The sequence below is a fragment of the Nitrospirota bacterium genome (genome assembly GCA_016212185.1).
Taxonomy (GTDB): Bacteria; Nitrospirota; Thermodesulfovibrionia; order UBA6902; family DSMQ01; genus JACRGX01.
On record JACRGX010000008.1, the window covers coordinates 16943 to 35703 of the forward strand.

At 41.7% G+C, this 18761-nt stretch carries 20 protein-coding genes and 1 pseudogene; 10 read left to right on the forward strand and 11 right to left on the reverse strand.

Annotation, left to right across the window (positions count from 1 at the left end; translation table 11 throughout):
• The first annotated feature begins 9 nt into the window (after positions 1-9).
• The 3 genes from HZA10_00780 (at position 10) to rimI (ending at position 1908) form a co-directional block, all read left to right on the forward strand.
• The gene (locus HZA10_00780) at positions 10-498 is read left to right on the forward strand and encodes a helix-turn-helix domain-containing protein (GenBank protein MBI5194837.1); all 489 of its coding nucleotides are present in this window, start codon (positions 10-12) and stop codon (positions 496-498) included.
• Between the two features lie 86 nt (positions 499-584).
• Positions 585-1304 carry a tRNA (adenosine(37)-N6)-threonylcarbamoyltransferase complex dimerization subunit type 1 TsaB gene (tsaB, locus tag HZA10_00785; GenBank protein ID MBI5194838.1) on the forward strand — a complete coding sequence of 240 codons (720 nt, stop codon included), beginning with the start codon at positions 585-587 and terminating at the stop codon, positions 1302-1304.
• A 148-nt stretch (positions 1305-1452) separates the two neighbouring features.
• Positions 1453-1908, forward strand: a complete 456-nt coding sequence (rimI, locus tag HZA10_00790; protein ID MBI5194839.1) for a ribosomal protein S18-alanine N-acetyltransferase — start codon at positions 1453-1455, stop codon at positions 1906-1908.
• Positions 1909-2466: 558 nt separating this feature from the next.
• On the opposite strand, the gene HZA10_00795 is transcribed toward rimI, so the two are convergent.
• The 5 genes from HZA10_00795 to uppP form a co-directional block, all read right to left on the reverse strand.
• On the reverse strand, positions 2467-2622 hold the full coding sequence (locus HZA10_00795; protein MBI5194840.1) for a hypothetical protein: 156 nt from the start codon (positions 2620-2622) through the stop codon (positions 2467-2469).
• Positions 2623-2738: 116 nt separating this feature from the next.
• A complete protein-coding gene (locus HZA10_00800; GenBank protein MBI5194841.1) occupies positions 2739-3557 on the reverse strand; it encodes a divergent polysaccharide deacetylase family protein in 819 nt (272 codons plus the stop codon).
• Positions 3558-3596: 39 nt separating this feature from the next.
• Positions 3597-4295, reverse strand: coding sequence for an outer membrane lipoprotein carrier protein LolA (locus tag HZA10_00805; protein MBI5194842.1), 699 nt, complete (start codon positions 4293-4295; stop codon positions 3597-3599).
• Positions 4292-6370, reverse strand: coding sequence for a DNA translocase FtsK 4TM domain-containing protein (locus HZA10_00810; protein MBI5194843.1), 2079 nt, complete (start codon positions 6368-6370; stop codon positions 4292-4294). Before HZA10_00810 ends, HZA10_00805 begins: the two co-directional genes overlap by 4 nt.
• A 181-nt stretch (positions 6371-6551) precedes the next feature.
• Positions 6552-7331, reverse strand: a complete 780-nt coding sequence (gene uppP / locus HZA10_00815; GenBank protein ID MBI5194844.1) for an undecaprenyl-diphosphatase UppP — start codon at positions 7329-7331, stop codon at positions 6552-6554.
• Between the two features lie 64 nt (positions 7332-7395).
• Here uppP and HZA10_00820 point away from each other — a divergent pair, with 64 nt between their 5' ends.
• From HZA10_00820 to HZA10_00830, 3 genes are read left to right on the forward strand one after another with little or no spacing between them, the layout of a single operon-like run.
• A complete protein-coding gene (locus HZA10_00820) occupies positions 7396-7674 on the forward strand; it encodes an AtpZ/AtpI family protein (GenBank protein MBI5194845.1) in 279 nt (92 codons plus the stop codon).
• 17 nt (positions 7675-7691) lie between these two features.
• Positions 7692-8039, forward strand: coding sequence for an ATP synthase subunit I (locus HZA10_00825; protein ID MBI5194846.1), 348 nt, complete (start codon positions 7692-7694; stop codon positions 8037-8039).
• 20 nt (positions 8040-8059) lie between these two features.
• The gene (locus HZA10_00830) at positions 8060-9388 is read left to right on the forward strand and encodes a glucose-6-phosphate isomerase (protein ID MBI5194847.1); all 1329 of its coding nucleotides are present in this window, start codon (positions 8060-8062) and stop codon (positions 9386-9388) included.
• 49 nt (positions 9389-9437) lie between these two features.
• On the opposite strand, the gene HZA10_00835 is transcribed toward HZA10_00830, so the two are convergent.
• From HZA10_00835 to HZA10_00850, 4 genes are read right to left on the reverse strand one after another with little or no spacing between them, the layout of a single operon-like run.
• Positions 9438-11030: a cobalamin B12-binding domain-containing protein gene (locus tag HZA10_00835; protein ID MBI5194848.1), complete on the reverse strand. Its 1593-nt coding sequence runs from the start codon at positions 11028-11030 to the stop codon at positions 9438-9440.
• On the reverse strand, positions 11012-11767 hold the full coding sequence (locus HZA10_00840) for a hypothetical protein (protein ID MBI5194849.1): 756 nt from the start codon (positions 11765-11767) through the stop codon (positions 11012-11014). Before HZA10_00840 ends, HZA10_00835 begins: the two co-directional genes overlap by 19 nt.
• Positions 11764-12681, reverse strand: a complete 918-nt coding sequence (locus tag HZA10_00845) for a hypothetical protein (GenBank protein MBI5194850.1) — start codon at positions 12679-12681, stop codon at positions 11764-11766. The genes HZA10_00840 and HZA10_00845 overlap by 4 nt, the downstream gene beginning before the upstream one ends.
• Before the next feature lie 35 nt (positions 12682-12716).
• Positions 12717-14117, reverse strand: a complete 1401-nt coding sequence (locus tag HZA10_00850; GenBank protein MBI5194851.1) for a glucose-6-phosphate isomerase — start codon at positions 14115-14117, stop codon at positions 12717-12719.
• 346 nt (positions 14118-14463) lie between these two features.
• On the opposite strand from HZA10_00850, the gene HZA10_00855 reads away from it, so the two are divergent.
• Positions 14464-14760, forward strand: coding sequence for a hypothetical protein (locus HZA10_00855; protein MBI5194852.1), 297 nt, complete (start codon positions 14464-14466; stop codon positions 14758-14760).
• A gap of 101 nt (positions 14761-14861) precedes the next feature.
• Complete coding sequence (gene pyrE, locus HZA10_00860; protein ID MBI5194853.1) at positions 14862-15434, forward strand: orotate phosphoribosyltransferase; 573 nt, start codon at positions 14862-14864, stop codon at positions 15432-15434.
• A gap of 141 nt (positions 15435-15575) precedes the next feature.
• Here pyrE and HZA10_00865 read toward each other — a convergent pair whose 3' ends face one another.
• Together HZA10_00865 and HZA10_00870 are read right to left on the reverse strand one after the other, a co-directional pair.
• Entirely contained in the window at positions 15576-16427 is an 852-nt protein-coding gene (locus HZA10_00865) for an ABC transporter permease (protein ID MBI5194854.1), read from the reverse strand.
• 29 nt (positions 16428-16456) lie between these two features.
• A complete protein-coding gene (locus HZA10_00870; protein MBI5194855.1) occupies positions 16457-17437 on the reverse strand; it encodes an ABC transporter permease in 981 nt (326 codons plus the stop codon).
• 101 nt (positions 17438-17538) lie between these two features.
• Between HZA10_00870 and HZA10_00875 the strand changes: the two genes are divergently transcribed.
• Positions 17539-18228, forward strand: coding sequence for a Crp/Fnr family transcriptional regulator (locus HZA10_00875; protein ID MBI5194856.1), 690 nt, complete (start codon positions 17539-17541; stop codon positions 18226-18228).
• A gap of 205 nt (positions 18229-18433) precedes the next feature.
• A pseudogene (locus HZA10_00880) lies at positions 18434-18544 on the forward strand (type II secretion system protein).
• Positions 18545-18761 lie beyond the last annotated feature (217 nt).

An 18761-nucleotide genomic window follows, 5' to 3' on the forward strand; every position in this document is an offset into this window, starting at 1 on the left:
GGGAGAAAAATGAATTGCCCTGTATGTGGAAAAAAGACAATTAAGAAAAGCGCCCTGCATCATTACACGGAATCCGGCTTGGACAATGTGTTCCTTGAGACGGATGTATATAAATGCAAATGCGGGGAAGTTATCCCGAATATCCCTAATATTTATGGTCTCCATGGACTAATTGCAAAAGACCTGGTCAGAAAAGATTCACCCTTGACAGGCAATGAATTAAAGTTCCTGAGGAAACAGATGAATCTGAAGGCAAATGAATTAGCCCAAATACTCAGTGTTCACAAGGTAACAGTATCAAGGTGGGAAAATGAAGCGGAGAAGATCAGCATTGGCTATGATAAGCTGATACGGTTTTTGTACACGCAAATGCTTCAGGAAAAATGCAATAACATTGTAAAAATAGTGGCAGACATCAAAGAAATCCGCTCCGGCGCAAAACGCGAGAAAATAGTAATCCCCCAAAAAGAAATGAGAGAAGCCATCTGCCATTTATAAAACAGCTTAGGTAAAATCAAGCAAAAATGAAAGCGAACAACCCTTCTGCTGTTTACTCTGCCAATCCTTTCAGTTAAACTATCCCCATGAAAATACTTGCATTAGAGACAGCCACTATGGCGGGCAGCGCCGCGATTGTTTCAGACGAAGAGCTAATCGGCGAGATACGGGTAAACATCAGCGTGGCTCATGCTGAAAGGCTGATGCCTTCCATTGAATATCTCCTGAATGCCTCCCGCATCTCAATCAAAGATATTGACGCATTTGCAGTGTCCATCGGGCCTGGCTCTTTCACAGGGCTTAGAATCGGCTTGAGCACTGCAAAAGGCTTTTCATATTCAACCGGCAGACCAATCATATCCGTACCCACGCTTGATGCATTTGCAAGGACCCTGCCGTTTTGCCCGCACTTTATATGCCCCCTGCTTGACGCAAGGAAAAATGAGGTGTATGCAGGGCTTTATAAATGGGAAAGGGGCATATGCACAAAGATTGTGCCTGAGACCGCAATAAATCCCGCTGATTTTTTAAGACAGATAAAAGGACCAGCCGTTTTTATGGGAGAAGGCGCAAAGATTTATAGAAAATTCATTGAAGATGTCCTCGGGGATGCCGCTTTATTTGCACCGGCGGCAAAGATGATACCTTCGGCCTCAGCAGTCGGCGAGATTGCACTTGAAAAATTAAAGGAGGGCACAATTGCCGACCCCGTGAGCCTCGCCCCGTTTTATTTAAGGAAGTCAGAGGCAGAGATAAAACAAAATGAACCACCCAGCACTCCCGACATTTCGGGACGAGGTATCTAAACCGTCATTCTGGCTTGTCCAGAATCTCTCTGAGAAAGATTCCCGACAAGCGGGAATGACAACAAGAAACGATAATTTATATCCCGAAGCTAAGCTTCGTGGAATTCTTTGATTAAAAATTACAATTAAATGAATTGCATTCCCGCATATGCCTGATTTTTTCATCAGAGAAGCTAACGCATCAGACCTGCCTGAGATTATGGAGATTGAGAATGCCTCATTCACTCTTCCATGGTCGCAGGGTTCGTTTAAGTATGAACTGATGCACAAAGAGACTATCTTTACAGTAGCTGTTTCAAATGGAAAAATTATCGGTTATATCTGTGCAAGGGTAATTATAGATACTGTTCATATTCTTAATCTTGCCGTCGCTCCCGAATTCAGGCGCACGGGAAGCGCAAGCGCCCTTCTTCAAAATGCGCTTGAAGAATTTAAAAGATCAGCGCAGGGAGTGAATTTTGTAATACTTGAGGTAAGGGAGTCAAATATACCTGCCATAAGGCTTTATGAAAAATTCAGATTCAATATCATGTACAAAAGGCGCCATTATTACCAGATGCCTGACGAAGACGCAGTCGTTATGGGAAAAGAGCTAATGGCATAATATCTGGCGCATCCTGTATAGCTGCGATTTATACTTACAGTATTTACAACCAATAAATGAATATACTTTTTATGTCTTTCAGACGGAGATACTTTCTTTGACCACCAAAGAAAGTATCCAAAGAAATGTGGCCCCCAGCTATTTTTTAACGGTTTCATACTCAATGAAAGGGGAGTGATTCAACTCTGCCCCGACAAGTCGGGGCATCAGACATAAATTCACTCTTTATCCCTTTCATTTTCGCCTGAAACCTAAAATATCTGAAGGGGAACCCTTGAACTACTATTTTATAACCCCTTTCGAAGATTTCAGGAGAGAGCAGGAAGTCGCAGGGTTAAAAATTAATTCATGTTTGAAGACCGAAGGGCTGAGTTTGAATTAATTTACCGGAGACTGACTGAACGAACCGCCCGGAAATCTTCGCAGGGTGCCCTTCTTTGGGTTACGTTTCTTGGGCACGCAAGAAAGGTAACCCGGGTGTGGGCGGAGCGCCACATATTCTGTTAGATTGACGATAGTTTTACAAAATCTATAAAGACAAATATTAACTAATGCACTTTATGCCTGCGCCTTTACCTCTTCAGCAGGCTTGGCTTCAATACCCTCTTTAAATACCTCAATAATGCTTGTAACCTTTATGCCGGCAGCTTGCAGCGCCTTCTGCACATCTGACATTTTAGCATCCTGAACCTTCAGCACAAAATTAATATCCATAATTCCTCCATTCTAAAACTATTCCCTCTCCCTTGACGGGAGAGGGTTGGGTGGGGGTGAACTTTAAAAGTTACCCCTCCCCCTCGCCCCCTCCCGCAAGGGGAGGGGGTTTTAGGTCAAGGCTTTGCCGCTTCAGACAGAGGCACAATCATTACCTCTTTATTATCCCGAATAACATTTTTCAAAAATTTAATTGTGTTTTTTCTTGGATGGGCAAGGACAACCGCATATCCCTTTTCTTTTGCAATTTTTACCGTTTTATCCCACTGGGCTTTAATGTCCTCCGGGGTGTCCTTTTCATCAAGAAAGACATCGCGCTTAAACAGCTTTATCCCATGCGCGCCTGCTGTTTTTGCACCTGCTGATTTCGGAGTAGTAATGCTGTCAAGGAAAAAAAGGTTGTGCTTTTTTATCCCTGAAAACAGTGCCTTCATTGCGCGTTCATCCTCTGTGAATGCAGAGCCCATGTGATTGCTTACGCCTTTAATATGCGGTATTGAGTTTATGTCCTCCTGAAGCGTCTTAAGGATTTCATCGTCTGACATCCATGTGTAAAGCCCGCCCCTGCCGAGCTTATGCGGCTCCTTAGCCTCCATCGGTATATGCCCTACGATGTCATGCCCAAGCTTATGCCCCTCTTCTGCAACCCATTTTGTATACGTTTCCTGCGGCAGCACAGAGAGTGTAAGCGCCGGGCTGATCTTTAAAACCTCCTCAGCCTTTTTTTTGCTTGAACTTAAATCATCTATCACAACCGCCACTCTAAGAAGCGCTGAAGGCTTTGGCTCTGTCTTAAATAGAGCAGAAATATCCTTCCGCACACTTTCTTTGCTTGCCTCTTTGTGAAGAAAAAAAACCACCCCTGCAATAAGAAGCAAAATTAATAATATATGATGGTTTTTAGTCCCGGGCTTGCCCTTTCCCTTTGAAGCCATTTAATCCTCCCTTTGCCGCTTGCTGCTTATTGCTTTGTTTTACGGATTAAATTCAAATACATCCACGCCTGAGGGCGCTTTGAAAATAAAAACCTGCTCTCCAATGCCGGAATTTATCTGAGCGTCTTTTAATGCTATTTCAATCCTGTTGCCGTAAACATCAAACATGGTAAATGATTCTACCGGAAAGTCTTTTGTGTCCGTAATAAGGTGTATTTTTTTTATAAAGCCCATCTGCTGTTTTGGTTTCAGCTCAAGGGTATCATCCTTCAACGCGCTTATATCAAAATTTGCCTTTAAATTCCCGATGCTGTTTAAAAGCGCCATGGGGATCTGACCATAAGAGTCTTTGCCGAATTTGCCCTTAAGCGCCTGCTTCTCAGACCTTTTGTAAACCCAGATGTCAGCGCCGTTTATAAAGACCTCTTCATCCCGCGGACTGGTGTATAGCCATTTCATTTTCATCACCGGCTTCATGGATATGAAAAATCTTCCCTCATATCGTTCTGTTTTTTCAATGTCCTTTATATAACTTTTCTGCGAAAACTTCCCCCGGACATCATTTATTCCCTCATACTTTTTCTGCAGAGACTCAACAATCTCATCAACAGTTGCAGCATAAACGGCAGTGAACAGTAAACAGTGAACAGTCAATAAAACAGTGAACAGTAAACAGTGAACAGTAAACAGTCTTTTAACTGATAACTGATAACTGATAACTGATAACTGTTTTTTCATAGCCTCCTCTTCAGTATTTCCCTGGGTTTGCCTGCTTCTCCCGGCGGGCCTACGAGTCCGTCTTCCTCCATCATCTCCATAATCCTTGCCGCCCTATTATAGCCTATTTTCAGCCTCCGTTGTATGTATGATATTGATGCTTGTCCTGTAGAGAGAATCAGGTCTTTTGCCTGATGATAAAGCTCATCCCTGTCCTCGCCGGCCGCATCTTCGGTCTCTTTAAATGTAAAGGTCTCAAATGCCGTATAGTCAGGGCTTCCCTGCGCCTTTATAAAGTCAACTACCTCTTTTATTTCTTCCTCGCCTACATAAGCGCCGTGCACACGCATGATCCTGCTGCCTGCGCTCATAAACAGCATATCGCCCTTTCCCAGAAGCCTTTCTGCGCCATAGGTATCAAGGATTATCCGGGAATCCACTTTGGAAGAAACCTGAAACGATATCCTTGAAGAAAAATTAGCCTTGATTACGCCTGTGATTACGTCAACCGACGGCCTCTGTGTGGCAAGTATAAGGTGAATCCCGGCGGCCCTTGCCATTTGTGCCAGTCTTGCAATTGAGTCCTCAACTTCATGCGCCGAGACAAGCATAAGGTCTGCAAGTTCATCAATAAATATCACAAGATACGGCAGGGTCTCGCTCCCCGCAATTGACTTAACCTTTTTATTATACGCCTCAATGTTTCTTGCGCCTGTCTCAGACAGAATCATGTATCTGCGCTCCATCTCAAGGACGACTTTCTTAAGAGATTCTGCGGCATCCCTGGGAGATGTGATTACAGGAAGCATGAGGTGAGGGATTGCATCATAAACCGGAAGTTCAAGCATTTTAGGGTCTATCATCAACAGCTTTAACTCCGTGGGCTTGGCCCTGTAAAGCAGGCTCAAAACCATTGCGTTTATGGCAACGCTCTTGCCGGAACCCGTGGCTCCTGCAACAAGCAAATGCGGCATGCGGTTCAGATCAGCTACAATTGGATTGCCGAATATGTCTTTCCCGAGGGCAAGGGTAAGTTTGGAAGGGCTTTTTCTGAATGCATCGGACGACAAAATGTCTTTAAGAAATACATCTTCACGTTCCTTGTTCGGCACCTCAATGCCGATTGTCGCTCGGCCCGGGATCGGGGAAACCCGCACATTGACAGCCTTAAGCGACAGCGCAAGGTCGTCTGCCAAAGACAGGACTTTCTGTATTTTGACTCCTGGAGCAGGTTCAAATTCAAACATTGTTACAATGGGACCCGGCGATACATGCGTAACCCTGCCTTCTATGGAAAAATCCTGAAGTTTTTTCTCAAGAATGCCCGAACCAAGCAAAAGATCTTCTTTTGTAGGCCTTGAGTTAAACGGCGGAGGATCTTTTAAAAATGAAATCCTGGGCAGTTCATAATCACCCTTAAACCTTGGAGCAGGTCTTATTTTGGGCTCCGGATAAACAAAGGGAAGCGCCTCCTGTTTGTAGGGCGGCGGAGCAACTATTATGCCTTCTGATTGCAAAGCCTCTTTCTTTTTTTCTGTCACAGCCGGCACGGGAACCGGTCTAATCGTTGTTTTAGTTTTTGCAGCCTTCCCGATGGCTGTCTTTAAAACATCAACCACTGAAAACGGCAGGAGGTACATCAGGCTGACAAGGATAAGCGGGATAAAAAGAAGATAAGCGCCTGTGGTTGAGATGACCTTGACTGAAATTTTTGTTATGAGAAAACCTAAAATCCCTCCGGAAGAGCCTTTAAAAACAAGGGCCAGCAGGGCAGACAGGGACAACATCAGCACAACTACGCCTGAAGATGCAATCAGCCGTGGTTTTTTTTCTTTTTTGAGCAGTCTTCTTGCGCCGTACAAAGCCAGAGTTAACGGAATGACATAAGCAGTGAAGCCGGCAACCTGAAGCAGTATATCAGACAGATAGGAGCCAAACGGGCCAAGGAGATTCCTGATGCTCTCATTTTTGGGCAGGTGAGTGAAAATTGAGGGGTCCCATGGGTCATGGCTTAAAAGGCTTATGAGAATAACTACACACAGGATTATGGCAAGGATTCCTGATATCTCGTCCTTTATCTTTTCAGCCCTGTCCATAATATAGGAAAAAATAAACCACAGAGGACACTGAGATTAATTTTAATAATTTTATAAACATACTGCCTCCAAATATCCCCAGTGTTTTATATTTTGCTTTTGCCTGATATTATACCCTACTTCTGCTATTTATTAAATGCGATTATCGGGAAGATATTCCCTCTGTGCTCTCTGTGGTTAATCAGTTTTTTGTCAATACGGATAATATGATAACAAAAGCAAGAAAAAAACGATAATAGGCAAATGGTGCAATGGAATGGCGCTGCAGAAATCTGAGAAGGTATTTTATTGCAAAATAACCCGTGACTGCCGAAACAACCGTGCCGGCAATGAAAATGTCATATTGAACATCCGGAGCATGGAGCAGTTTTCTTGCCTCAAGAAGGCTCGCCCCGGCAATAGCAGGCGTGCTTAAAAGAAATGAAAATCTTGCGGCATCTTCTCTTTTCATGCCTTTTACAAGCCCGGCGACAATCGTTATCCCTGACCTTGATACGCCCGGGATAAGGGCAAATGCCTGCGCAATGCCGATGAACAAGGAATTTCCGAAACTGACCTTTTCAATCCCCGTACGCTCTGATTTACCGTAATTTCTTTCCGACAAAATCATAAACAGAGAGACAATGCAGAGGGTGAAGGCAATGATGCCGGGGCTTCTGTTTTCTTCAATCAAATCATGCAGGAAGACACCGGCAACACCTGCAGGTATAGTTCCGATAATAATCTTCCAGAGCATGCAGTCTTTATTTACAGAGGTCTTTAATAATTCAATCCAGTCCTTCCTGAAATAAAACAAAAGCGCCATGAGAGTGCCTGTATGCAGCGCAACATCAAAGGCAAGGCTGTCTATAATCCCCTGCCATCTGAAAAACCACGGGAATAGTATCAGATGCGCCGAACTGCTTACAGGAAGGAACTCCGTCAGCCCCTGAACAATGCCAAGTATCACTGCTTCAAACATTTACAGATTATAACAAATTTTTTATTCCTTTGAATTTTCTGTTCTTTTTGCTAAACTTTTTCAAATGACTGACAATACCGGACAACGGAATTCTCCTGAGAAAAAACCCGGGCGGGAATTTTTTCGCCTGCTTGCCACAGCAAGCACAGTCGGGATAAATCTTGTCCTAAGCACATTTATTGGCTTTGCGCTTGGATATTACCTTGTTGACAGGTATTTAAACACATACCCGTGGTTTACCATAATTTTTCTGCTTCTGGGCATTGCAGCCGGTTTTAAACATTTGTTTAAAATCGCATTTAAGGCAGGCGCGGATGAAGAAAATGCAAAATTGAAAAAGTAAAATTAAAATTTTTCGATATGGAACTTTTAAAAGGCGTAATCAAAAAAAGCATCATTATCCTCGTGCCGGCTGCAATTGCATCTGTGTTTCTGAAACAAGAGCGGCTGCCGCTGGGAATTTTAATTGGCGGGCTGTTCGGACTCCTGAACCTGAGGGGGCTGGCGCGAAGCGTTTCAGGACTTATCGGCACGGAAAAGGCAGCGGCAAAGATTGTATTTTTAAATATGATACGGCTGCTTTTATTATTTTCTGCAATTTTTATTCTTGTTTATTTTAAAATAGTCAATGTCTTCGGATTGCTATTTGGCTTTACCGTAGTTTTTGTTTTGATACTTGTTGAAGGGATGAGACAGAGCAAAATTTAAAGTTAAGAGGGGAGCGTTAAATGATAACCTTGGATTTTACAAATATGATGACTGCTCAGGGGCTGACCCCTGAAGACATAAACGCCCTTAAAGACAGGCTTAAGATAATTCATGCGGACATAACACAGAAAAAAAACCGTGAATTTCACTTTCTGAACCTGCCATCTGAAAATACCGAACAGATAAGCCTGATGGCGGATAATGTAAAAAATACCTCTGACTTTTTTTTGCTTCTCGGTATCGGCGGTTCGGCTCTGGGGCCAAAGGCAATACTTCAGGCCTTAAAACCGTTTTACAACCTTAAACACTCCCCAAAGATTTTTATTTACGATAATGTAGACCCCGGCACTCTTACATCAATACTGTCAATTGTTGACCTAAAGAGGACCACGGTAAATGTCATCACAAAATCAGGCAGCACGGTTGAAACAATGGCTTCTTTTTTAATCCTGATGAATGCCTTAAAAGAAGTGCACGGAGATAAATTTTCAAAACGGATTATTGCAACTACGGACCCGGAAAAAGGCGCCCTGAGGGAAATAGCCGCGAAAACCGGCTTCAGGACCTTGCCTGTTCCGCCTGATGTAGGCGGCAGATACTCTGTCCTCAGTCCGGTCGGGCTTTTATCGTCCGCGGTTGCAGGAATAAATATAAACGGGCTGCTGAAGGGCGCGCGCGACATGCTCAAAAAATGCAGTGATGAAGATATATGGAAAAATCCTGCATACATGGCCGCATCCCTTATGTATCTCATTGACAAAAAGAAAGGGAGAAATATATCAGTGCTGCTTCCGTATTCCGACAGGCTGAAAACCTTTTCTGAATGGTACTGCCAGTTATGGGCAGAGAGCCTTGGAAAAAATGGCGCGGGACAGACGCCGTATCCGTCATTAGGCACAACTGACCAGCATTCACAGCTTCAGCTCTGGATAGAGGGTCCGGCAGACAAGGCCGTAACCTTTATAAAAATTGATGATTACGGCTCAGATATGCTTATTTTAAAGGAAGACTCAGGCTCCATGGGCTACCTGAAAAATCACAGTCTCGGAGAGCTGATTAAGGCAGAACAGGAGGCTACGGAGCTTGCGCTTCAGAAAGCAGGCATCCCCAATATGCGGCTTAATGTGCCCATGATAGATGCATATTACACGGGTCAAATCTTCCTGTTTTTTGAACTTGTAACTGCCGTAACAGGCATGCTTTACGGGATAAATCCCTTTGACCAGCCGGGGGTAGAGGAAAGCGAGCATTTAACCTATGGGATAATGGGCCGTGAGGGCTATGAAAATAAAGGACGGGAAGTGTCAAACTACAGGGAGAAAATACAAAAGTCAAAATATAAAATTTAGAGTAGAATGTCAAAACGACACGCATGGGTCATTGCGAACGTAGTAAAGGTTACACTTGATCTCTTTTACTGTCGTAACTCCAAAAAAGTTTCCTACAGTTTTTAAGAATTATATCAATTACATTAAGATATTGTGATATTGAGGGATCCAGTTGTTTTTTAAAGTTTACATCCGGATTTTGTGTAATGATTTTGACAATTTTCAGAGCTAACTTTCTGGTGTATCTGACAAAGTCTGATCGGATAGAATAGTATCTATCTACGATTTTCCCCTCTTTCTTCTCTACAACGAAACTTAAATCGAACATCAAGGAATATAGCTCTTTTACTTCATTCTGCTCGGCTATAAACATAAAAGCTTTTTCTATATTAGCCATTATAGGTCTTCCTAAATTTTTATCATAGGCGTAGCTCCAGTATGATGGGTGAATAAAAGATGAAAATTCATTTTTTATTAAATCGGGAAATTTTGATTTCATTTTTGTCAATAAATGAGTTCCCGGATACAAATCTAATTTTTTTAACAATAGACGCCATGATAATGCATTGTGCATTGATAAAACATTAATAAGATCAAGAAGTTCTTCAGGTGATAAAAAAGGATGTAATGTTATGATACCTGGAAGTATGTTAATTCCAAATTTTCTTGCTGTATTCCAGAATAGCAAATTGTTTTGTCTAGTAGTATTCTTGCCTAGAAATTTTAAGGTATTATCAGAAAAACTCTCAAATCCAACGAAAGCAGTAATATGAGCAATTTGACTCAACTGATTTAATGCATCTAAAGGCATGTGTGGTTCAAGAAAAAGCTTAAGGTAAAGACGGGCCTTTTTTAGGTCGCAATTCTTTACTAAATTGCAAAAAAGAATTGTTCGATGAGATAATTTTGGTGGGCAAAAATTCTCATCAGCAATATAGAAGGTATCTATTCCTTTATGCCAAGCTGCCTCCATTACCTGTACTAATTTCTCTATACTTGCCAGTTCTTGCCATTTCGGAGAGGGGCAAAAGTGGCACCTATTGGGACACCCTTTCGCGGTGATCAGCTTCAATATGGATTTCTTCATATTAGGCACATTAAACTGTATAGAAATAGGCTTTGAATTCTTTGAAGAAACTTGTAGAGAAGAATCCTTGCCCGCATTAATTATTTGTCCTGAAAATCGTAAAAAAGTACCGTTTGTAATTTCAGGTGTAACACCTCCACCATCTTTTAATCGTAGAAGAATTTTCTCAAGACTACTTTCCCCTTCACCCTTAATTACAATATCAATATTAGATTCAGCCAATAAGATTTCTCTCCCAGCCGGCCAATTAGGACCTCCTATAAGTATAATAGAGTTAGGATTTTTATCCTTGATAAGAGAAGATAATTCAAAAATAGTTTTCATATTTGTGTAGACAGCATAGAAGCCAACTACTGCAGAGACTTGTATTCTCTTTAAAATTTCCGCTTTGTCTAATTTTTTATAAGCTCCATCCAGAATTTCTATTTTAAAACCTCTATTTGTTAAATAGTCTCTGAGGACATATAGACCCATGGTTGGTTCATGAAGCATTTGACCATAACTTCTTGTACTAGAATATATGCCAGGATTTATTAGCAATAAATCATTCTGCTGCTTCATTTCCTTGTAGGCCAAAGAATTTCTGCCTCTTGGTTACTTGTATATTCTTGGAATTTTTTTTCTGCAAAGTGGAGTAAAGCAACACCAGTTTCTGTTGTTCTATCTACAAAGATTTGTATATTGCGGCGTCCAGCAATTTTTGTGTTTCTGTCATAATATGTGTACCATCCGACAATACCATAACGCGGACCACGGGAATCTGCTAATAAAATGCAGCGGAATGAAGGCGTATTATGTGACCTATATATCTTTAGCCGAGATTCTACATCTGGGACATCCAGTTCAAGGTCATGTATAATTTTATAATACATAGCTGGCCCAAGTTTTTCACGATCCCTTGGATCAGGATTAGGGCTTCTTTCACTAAAACAAGTAATTATTTCGATTTTATATTTTCTATGTGATTCTATGAGCTCACGTAAAAAGGAGGATCGAGAAGATAGTCCAGCAGATAAAACATTTATTGATTTAATAGCAGTATCTTCCTTTAATAGATATCGTACTTTTTCTTGTGCCTCCTCTTCAGATCCAATGGCTAAAGGTGTTACTCGCCAAAGGCTGGTTGATAGAAGAAGAAGTACCTCGACAAGTGTAGTCAGAACTACTATTTCAAAAAGATGTTTTTCTATTAAAAACTGTAACACCTGGGGAGCAATAAGACTTGCAATAAGAAGGATGTCAAGTATAAATAATATCGTAACTAATGTAATAACAGAGTGCTTTCCTATTAAGAAGTTTATAATTTTTTTCATATTATTCTTTGTGTTATGTCACATTGTATGTTACAAAGATAGTTCGGAATTAGTTTGCGAGAAATTTCACCAAGAGGAAAATCACGAGTGAAAGATGCTCCACAGGCAATGGCAAACTGGACTGCTTCACCAAAACTACATTTATCCAGAAGGGCACTAATCGCTCCAGCAAGAAAAGCATCGCCTCTTCCATATATACGCTTGGTAAATTGTGTGAAGTTTGGATAGCGCCAAATATAATTATCGTAAATTGCATAACAGTATCTTTCGGTATTAAGTACCACAAGGGCAACCCCTTTCTTATGTAAATTACAAGCAGCTTGGATGTCCCGGTTAATTCTTGAGATACCTTGATTGTTATACTTAATAAAATAAGGGGTTTTCTTATATACATTTTGCGCGAATGTACCTCTTGAATCAACAATTACTTTTACCCCTTGCTTAATAAGTGAATTCACTAAGTCTAAGATAATGCGCTCAGAAAACTCATCTGGAACACTTCCGCCGATTAAAACGACCGTGTTATCAGCAATTTCGGAATAGTAATCATAAATAAATTTTCTAAGTGTAGCTGAATCAATCTTAGGGGAAGGTGCAACAAACATTTTTCTGTTATTACCACTCATTAATATTGAGGTAACTCGGGTTTCCTCCTTATTCTCAGAGAAGCAAAATGGAACCCCCTCTTTAACCAGATCCATCCTTACTAACGTACCAATCTCCCCTCCAATAATAATATAAAGTTTGAAAGAACGCTTAAGCCCTTGAAGCCCTCTTGCAACGTTAACTGCCGATCCACCAGCAGCAATACAACTATGTTTTGTAAATATCTTTTGGTTAAAAGAAAAGTCTTCTCCTTGAAAAAATATATCAAGCGTGGGATTTAAGGTTATTAATGCAACATTTTTCCTCATAAGCCTAAAGTGACTAATACTTTCTTACCCTTATTCTAAAATAGAAATAGTTTACGTTCATTATCGAATGCAGCCAATTCGGCTTCATATTGTGAACGCATAGAAGCGTGGTCTTTCCTTCCCATGAGAGAATATGTAATATTTTTTCCTTCCTCTACCCCAGGTTGATCAAACGGGTTGACATTCCAAAGTTTGGCAGTAAAAACAACAAGTGACTCCATAAAGTAAAATAGTGCCCCCAAGGTAGAAGCAGAGATGTCTTTAAGAAAAATTCGATAGCAAGGACGGTTAGCCCGCACTAAACTTATCTCAGTAGATAGTTGCTCAATCTTAAGTTGCTCACTCAAAGTATGTCCGGCGAAGTAAGAATATTCCACTTCAGAGGGGAATTCATTAGTTAGTGTAATATCGGATGGAAAATCATCAACTGTAATGAAACCGAAAACTTTATCGTCTGGCCCTTCTTTAAAAAGCTGCAAAAGCGAATGTTGATCCGTAGCCCCTAAAGCGGCAAGTGGTGTTGTACCTGCGTTGATAACATTTCCAGTTGTAGACTTTTTCTTCCCAAGGCTTTCTGACCATAATTGAACGAACCAAAGGCCAAATTCAGAAAGAATATTACTATAATTGAATAATACGTGAATTGACTTGCCGTTGTTGGATAGTTCCGATAAGCAAGATCCTAGTGTAAATATAGCATTTTGTTGGGCTGGGGTGCTAACAATTGCATGATGCATTTTGGCTGCACCCTCTAAAAGTTCTCTGCTATCTATACCAATAAGTTCAGAAGGTAGGAATCCGACCGGAGATAAAACTGAGTATCTGCCAGGCAAGTCGGAAGGGACATGCAGTATGTGGCATCCAATATTTCTTGCTATGCGGTTAATACCATTATCCCCCGGATCGCAAATAATGACTATATCTTTTGTAAAACCTCCAGCTTCTCTATACTTTTTATAAAAGTAAACGAAGTTTGCTGCTGGTTCGGGCGTAGAACCTGACTTGCTTATATAAACGAGAGCAGTTTTCCTGAAATCAAGGATATCCCCCAAATGCTTTGCAAGTATAGGATCCACATTGTCCAGAACAAAAACACGTGGCCAATCACGTAATATAGCTTCAAAATTACGAAAAGGCCCTTTAAGATATTGAACGATTGTCCTAAAGCCTAATGTGGAGCCTCCAATACCAATAACAAGTATATTTTCATATTTCCCTCGTAAAGATTCAGCTATATCTTTGATAGCTAATATAGAGGACTCTGTCAAAAATGAACGAGTAATCGGTGATATTTTCTGTTCCAAAGATGCCCGAATTTCATCAAAACAAGAATTATATTTTTCATGAAAAGAATTAAAAGTGGACAAAGAAATAAAGTTCTTAGTATCTTCTTCGTCAAGCAAATGACCGACATCAACTTTTAATATTTCCTTCATACTATTGCTCTCCATTATAATTTCCGGGATATTCTAAAAAAAGAAAAGATAACTATTTACAAAATCGTTCAGAGAATCCAATAATTTTATCTTTGATAAATTAGACCTCCCTCCCCACACAGTAATATTATATCAACATCCTTATGCGTGGTAATATTCGTAAGTTCATTATATTTTTAATACTAAATTATTATACAAGGGTTATTCAAAAAAATAAACTCTCCATATCACCTTTGCCTAAGATGTTATTGTATGCTATTATCTTAGCTAAAGATGCAGATTTCAAGATACCAAAAGTATTCGAAGACGTGGAAGGCATGAATTATCAGGGCATAGTTTTTGCAAATTGATTAAGGCAGAACAGGAGGCTACAGAGCTTGCGCTTCAGAAGGCAGGCGTCCCGAATATGAGGCTTAATGTCCCGATGATAGATGCGTATTACACCGGACAGCTCTTTTTGTTTTTTGAACTCGTGACTGCCGTAACAGGCATGCTTTACGGGATAAATCCCTTTGACCAGCCTGCAGTGGAAGAGGGCAAGAATCTGACCTATGGGATAATGGGACGCAAAGGCTATGAGCAAAAAGGACTTGAGGTATCAAATTACAGGGATAAAATTCAGAAATCAAGGTACAAGATATGAGAAGGGGGCAAGGATTCAAGGGGGCAAGGGGTAAAGATTTCAAAATTCGTGACCCGTTACGCGTTACGCGTCAAGGGTCACGAATTTTGAACCCTGCTGAAATGAAACAGCGGCTTATTGAATTAATACTTGCGCGTTCTTTTAAATTCACAAAAAAACCTTCATTCACCCTTGCTTCAGGGAAAAAAAGCAATTTTTATTTTAACTGCAAACTAACAACTCTTAATTCAGAAGGAAAATATCTCATAGGCAATCTTTTGTATAAAATAATTGAAAAGTGGAAGCCGGGCGGGATTAAAGCAGTCGGAGGACTCACGCTGGGCGCAGACCCCGTTGCAAATGCAATTGCCTATACGGCACATCTCAAGGGGAAAAATATGGAGGCATTTGTCGTAAGAAAGGCCGCCAAAAAACACGGCACCATGCAGTGGATAGAGGGCCATGTAAAAAAAGGCGATAAGGTCATAATCGTGGAGGACGTCATCACAACCGGAGGCTCAAGTATTGAGGCAATTAAAAAAGCCGGAGAATGCGGGCTGAAGGTCGCAGGCGTCCTTGTGCTTATAGACAGGCAGGAAGGCGGCAGGGAGGCGATAGAGGCATTGGGCATACCTGTCAAAATCCTGCTGACAAAAGAAGAGATTTTCAAGGCGTATAAAAACAGATGTAAGTAAAATGTCTAATTACAAAATTCAAATGCCAAATGAAGGTTGGGGGGTCAGAATTTGAAATTTGGGTTTTAGAATTTGACATTATTTCAGCTATAATCCGCCTTAGGCAGACAAGTCTTGCACTCTGAATCCTGTATCTGTTTTTTACTCTTCTCCGCTTCCCCATAGTCTCGGGTCAATGGCATCCCTCAGGCCTTCTCCCATAAGGTTATAGCTCAAAACGGTAAATAAGATGGCAAGCCCGGGAAATACAGAAAGCCACCACGCTATTTCAATGTTGTCTTTCCCTGACGTCAATATGTTGCCCCAGCTCGGCACCGGCGGCTGAACGCCGAGGCCTAAAAATGAAAGGCCGGACTCGGTAAGTATTGCGCCTGCAATCCCCATAGTTGCGGCGACAAAAACAGGGGCAAGGGCATTCGGCAGAATATGGCGGAAGATAATACCCGCATCCTTTACGCCTATGGACCTTGCAGCCCAGACAAAGTCCCGCTCTTTTAATGTCAGAAACTCCGCCCTGACAAGCCTCGCAACATCCATCCACCCCGTCAAACCTATTATCAGCATGATTAAAAAAATGCCGGGGCCTATGATTGCAACAACTGCAAGTATCAAAAACAATGTGGGGAATGTAAGCATTATATCAACAAACCGCATGAGCGCCGTATCAATCCATCCGCCGTAATAGCCGGCAACAGCGCCGACAATAATGCCTGTGATTATCGCAATGCCTACAGCCGCAAAACCAACTGACAGCGATATGCGGCTGCCCCAGATCATCCTTGACAGCAAATCCCTTCCGAGGTCGTCGGTCCCAAGAGGATGCGCTCCACTCGGCGGAGAAAGCACATTGGTGATATCTATATCCGCAGGGTCATAGGGGGCGATAAGCGGCGCTGACAGCGAAATAACTATCAGAAAAATAATTATCACGGCGCTGAACAGGGCCAGCCTGTTTCTGCAGAACCGCCTCCAGATAACGTTAAACAGCCTCATCTGCCTCATTATCCTTCAACCCTCAACCTTCAACCTTTTCCCCCAATCTTCACCCTCGGGTCAACAAGCGCATACCCGATATCTGCAAGGCGGTTGCCGACAAGCGTCAGGAAGGCCCCGATAACGAGTATCCCCATTATTACAGGATAATCTCTTGACATTGCAGATGAATAAAAAAGCTGTCCCATGCCCGGAATGGAAAACAGTGTTTCAATTATTACGCTGCCGCCTATAAGCCCCGGGACCGAAAGCCCGAGGATAGTAACAACCGGCATTAAGGCATTGCGGAAGGCATGTTTAAAAATCACCTCCGAGTTTTTAAGCCCTTTGGCCCTGGCGGTTTTTATATAATCCTGCCTTATCACTTCAAGCATATTTGAACGGCTGTAACGGCTTAACCCTGCAACCCCTCCGAAGGAGCCGACAAAAATTGGCAGTATAAGATGATGCGCCCTGTCCATAAAAAGCTGAAGCCGGTTCATATCACTTACATCAAGGCTCTGCAGTCCTGATATGGGAAGCCAGCCAAGCTTAATGCTGAATAAAATCATCAAAAGCAGCGCAAGCCAGAAATGCGGCGTTGAAAAACCGATAAATACTGAGACCGTTGTGATTTTATCAAATAAAGAGTTCTGTTTAACCGCCGAGAAAATCCCAAGCGGAAGGGCAATGAGAAATATCAAAAAAAGTGATATGACGTTTATGGTTAATGTTATGGGAATCCGTTCTGTAATTTTTTCAAGGACCTGCCTGCCGTCAACAAAAGATGTTCCAAAATCAAAAAACACAAATCTCTTCAGCCAGTCTATGTACTGCACATGCAGGGGTTTATCAAGCCCGTAAAGCCTTTTTAAGTTCTCAATTGCCTGCGCAGATGCCTTTAAACTCATCTCCGCCTGAATCTCTGCCGGCCCGCCTGGGGCAAGGTGTATGATTACAAAGGTTATAAGGGTAATGCCAAGTATCATTGGTGCCATCAGCAAAAGTCTTTTTAGCAGAAAATACGGCATGGATTAAATTAATTGATAAAGCGCCTGTTGTCAACTGCCCGATGACAGATAATGCCATGCACTTGCCGAATACTTTGCAATGTTGCATAATTAATGTACATATGGAATCCAAGCCTTATAACATTATAAAAACCATCCCGTTTTTAGCCTGCCTTTCAGACGAAGAACTATCCGGCATGGAACAAATCTTCCAGAAAAAACATTTTTCAAAAAACGAGATAATTCTGCTGGAAGAAGATACTCATAATTACATGTATATCGTTTATTCCGGAATGGTAAAGGTAGTGCAGACAAGCGTTGAGGGAAAAGAGCAGATACTTGCAATCCGTAAGAAAAGCTCTTTCTTCGGAGAGATGTCGCTGCTTGACGGAAAAACCGCGCCTGCTACCGTCATAGCAATGGAGGATTCAGATGTCTGGATAATAACAAAAGAGGATTTTGAGAAATATTTATTAAAAAACACCAAAGTCCTGAAAGAGATTGTCCCGATGCTTTGCCAGAGATTAAGGGAGGCATGGCTGATGCTTAAGGTGTCGCGCTTTGCCGGAGCCGAACAAAGGGTCAGGGCAATTCTTAATCTCATCGGTTCGCAGTACGGGGTAAAAGATATGAGAGGGACTATCATCTCTTTAAAACTCACCCATGAGGATATTGCTGGGTATGCCTCTGTCTCAAGAGAAACTGTAACCCGCTTTATAAGCAGGTTTTTAAAGGGGGGCGAGGTTGAAATCCTTGACAACAGATATATACTCCTTAAACCCGCTTTCTTTAAAAAAATACCGATTATGTGATTTATGTCACATTAACTTTCTTTTCCAGAGTGGTATGCTTAAGTCAAACGCATACGAAAAAGCTTGACATAATATATAAAATGACTATACTTTAATAAGGTAATTTAAAAGGAGGTGAGACCACCCGAAAAAAGACTCAAGGCTTGTACGAAGGTCGCTAACGACCTGTGATTTAATAATTTAATTCAGAAAAGGAGGAAAGGTAATGTTTAAGGCAGTAGATAATTTAAAAGAGCAAAAAGGCTTTACCCTTATTGAACTGCTCATCGTCGTTGCAATCATCGGTATCCTTGCTGCTATAGCAATACCCGGATATCTCGGCATGCAGGAAAGGTCCAGAAAGGGCGCTGTCACAAGGTCTGCGTCAGCTGCAGAGCCTGAACTTCAGGCATGGCTTAATTCTTCTTTGAAAACAGGCACCGGCGCAACATTAAGGGAAAATGACACTGACGGTAACGGCGCTATTGACGGTAGTGATGATACAAATTCCGAACTGTCTGTGGCAGGCGTATGCGCCGAGTATATAGTCGCTC

What these genes read in the sequence shown, in the direction of transcription:
- HZA10_00865 (MBI5194854.1), bottom strand. Translation starts at nt 16,427, where the DNA reads ATGAGGCTGTTTAACGTTATCTGGAGGCGGTTCTGCAGAAACAGGCTG.
- HZA10_00820 (MBI5194845.1), top strand. Translation starts at nt 7,396, where the DNA reads ATGACTGACAATACCGGACAACGGAATTCTCCTGAGAAAAAACCCGGG.
- HZA10_00800 (MBI5194841.1), bottom strand. Translation starts at nt 3,557, where the DNA reads ATGGCTTCAAAGGGAAAGGGCAAGCCCGGGACTAAAAACCATCATATA.
- tsaB (MBI5194838.1), top strand. Translation starts at nt 585, where the DNA reads ATGAAAATACTTGCATTAGAGACAGCCACTATGGCGGGCAGCGCCGCG.
- HZA10_00805 (MBI5194842.1), bottom strand. Translation starts at nt 4,295, where the DNA reads ATGAAAAAACAGTTATCAGTTATCAGTTATCAGTTATCAGTTAAAAGA.
- HZA10_00780 (MBI5194837.1), top strand. Translation starts at nt 10, where the DNA reads ATGAATTGCCCTGTATGTGGAAAAAAGACAATTAAGAAAAGCGCCCTG.
- HZA10_00845 (MBI5194850.1), bottom strand. Translation starts at nt 12,681, where the DNA reads ATGAGGAAAAATGTTGCATTAATAACCTTAAATCCCACGCTTGATATA.
- pyrE (MBI5194853.1), top strand. Translation starts at nt 14,862, where the DNA reads ATGAAACAGCGGCTTATTGAATTAATACTTGCGCGTTCTTTTAAATTC.
- HZA10_00810 (MBI5194843.1), bottom strand. Translation starts at nt 6,370, where the DNA reads ATGGACAGGGCTGAAAAGATAAAGGACGAGATATCAGGAATCCTTGCC.
- HZA10_00825 (MBI5194846.1), top strand. Translation starts at nt 7,692, where the DNA reads ATGGAACTTTTAAAAGGCGTAATCAAAAAAAGCATCATTATCCTCGTG.
- HZA10_00870 (MBI5194855.1), bottom strand. Translation starts at nt 17,437, where the DNA reads ATGCCGTATTTTCTGCTAAAAAGACTTTTGCTGATGGCACCAATGATA.
- HZA10_00850 (MBI5194851.1), bottom strand. Translation starts at nt 14,117, where the DNA reads ATGAAGGAAATATTAAAAGTTGATGTCGGTCATTTGCTTGACGAAGAA.
- HZA10_00795 (MBI5194840.1), bottom strand. Translation starts at nt 2,622, where the DNA reads ATGGATATTAATTTTGTGCTGAAGGTTCAGGATGCTAAAATGTCAGAT.
- HZA10_00875 (MBI5194856.1), top strand. Translation starts at nt 17,539, where the DNA reads ATGGAATCCAAGCCTTATAACATTATAAAAACCATCCCGTTTTTAGCC.
- HZA10_00830 (MBI5194847.1), top strand. Translation starts at nt 8,060, where the DNA reads ATGATAACCTTGGATTTTACAAATATGATGACTGCTCAGGGGCTGACC.
- rimI (MBI5194839.1), top strand. Translation starts at nt 1,453, where the DNA reads ATGCCTGATTTTTTCATCAGAGAAGCTAACGCATCAGACCTGCCTGAG.
- uppP (MBI5194844.1), bottom strand. Translation starts at nt 7,331, where the DNA reads ATGTTTGAAGCAGTGATACTTGGCATTGTTCAGGGGCTGACGGAGTTC.
- HZA10_00840 (MBI5194849.1), bottom strand. Translation starts at nt 11,767, where the DNA reads ATGAAAAAAATTATAAACTTCTTAATAGGAAAGCACTCTGTTATTACA.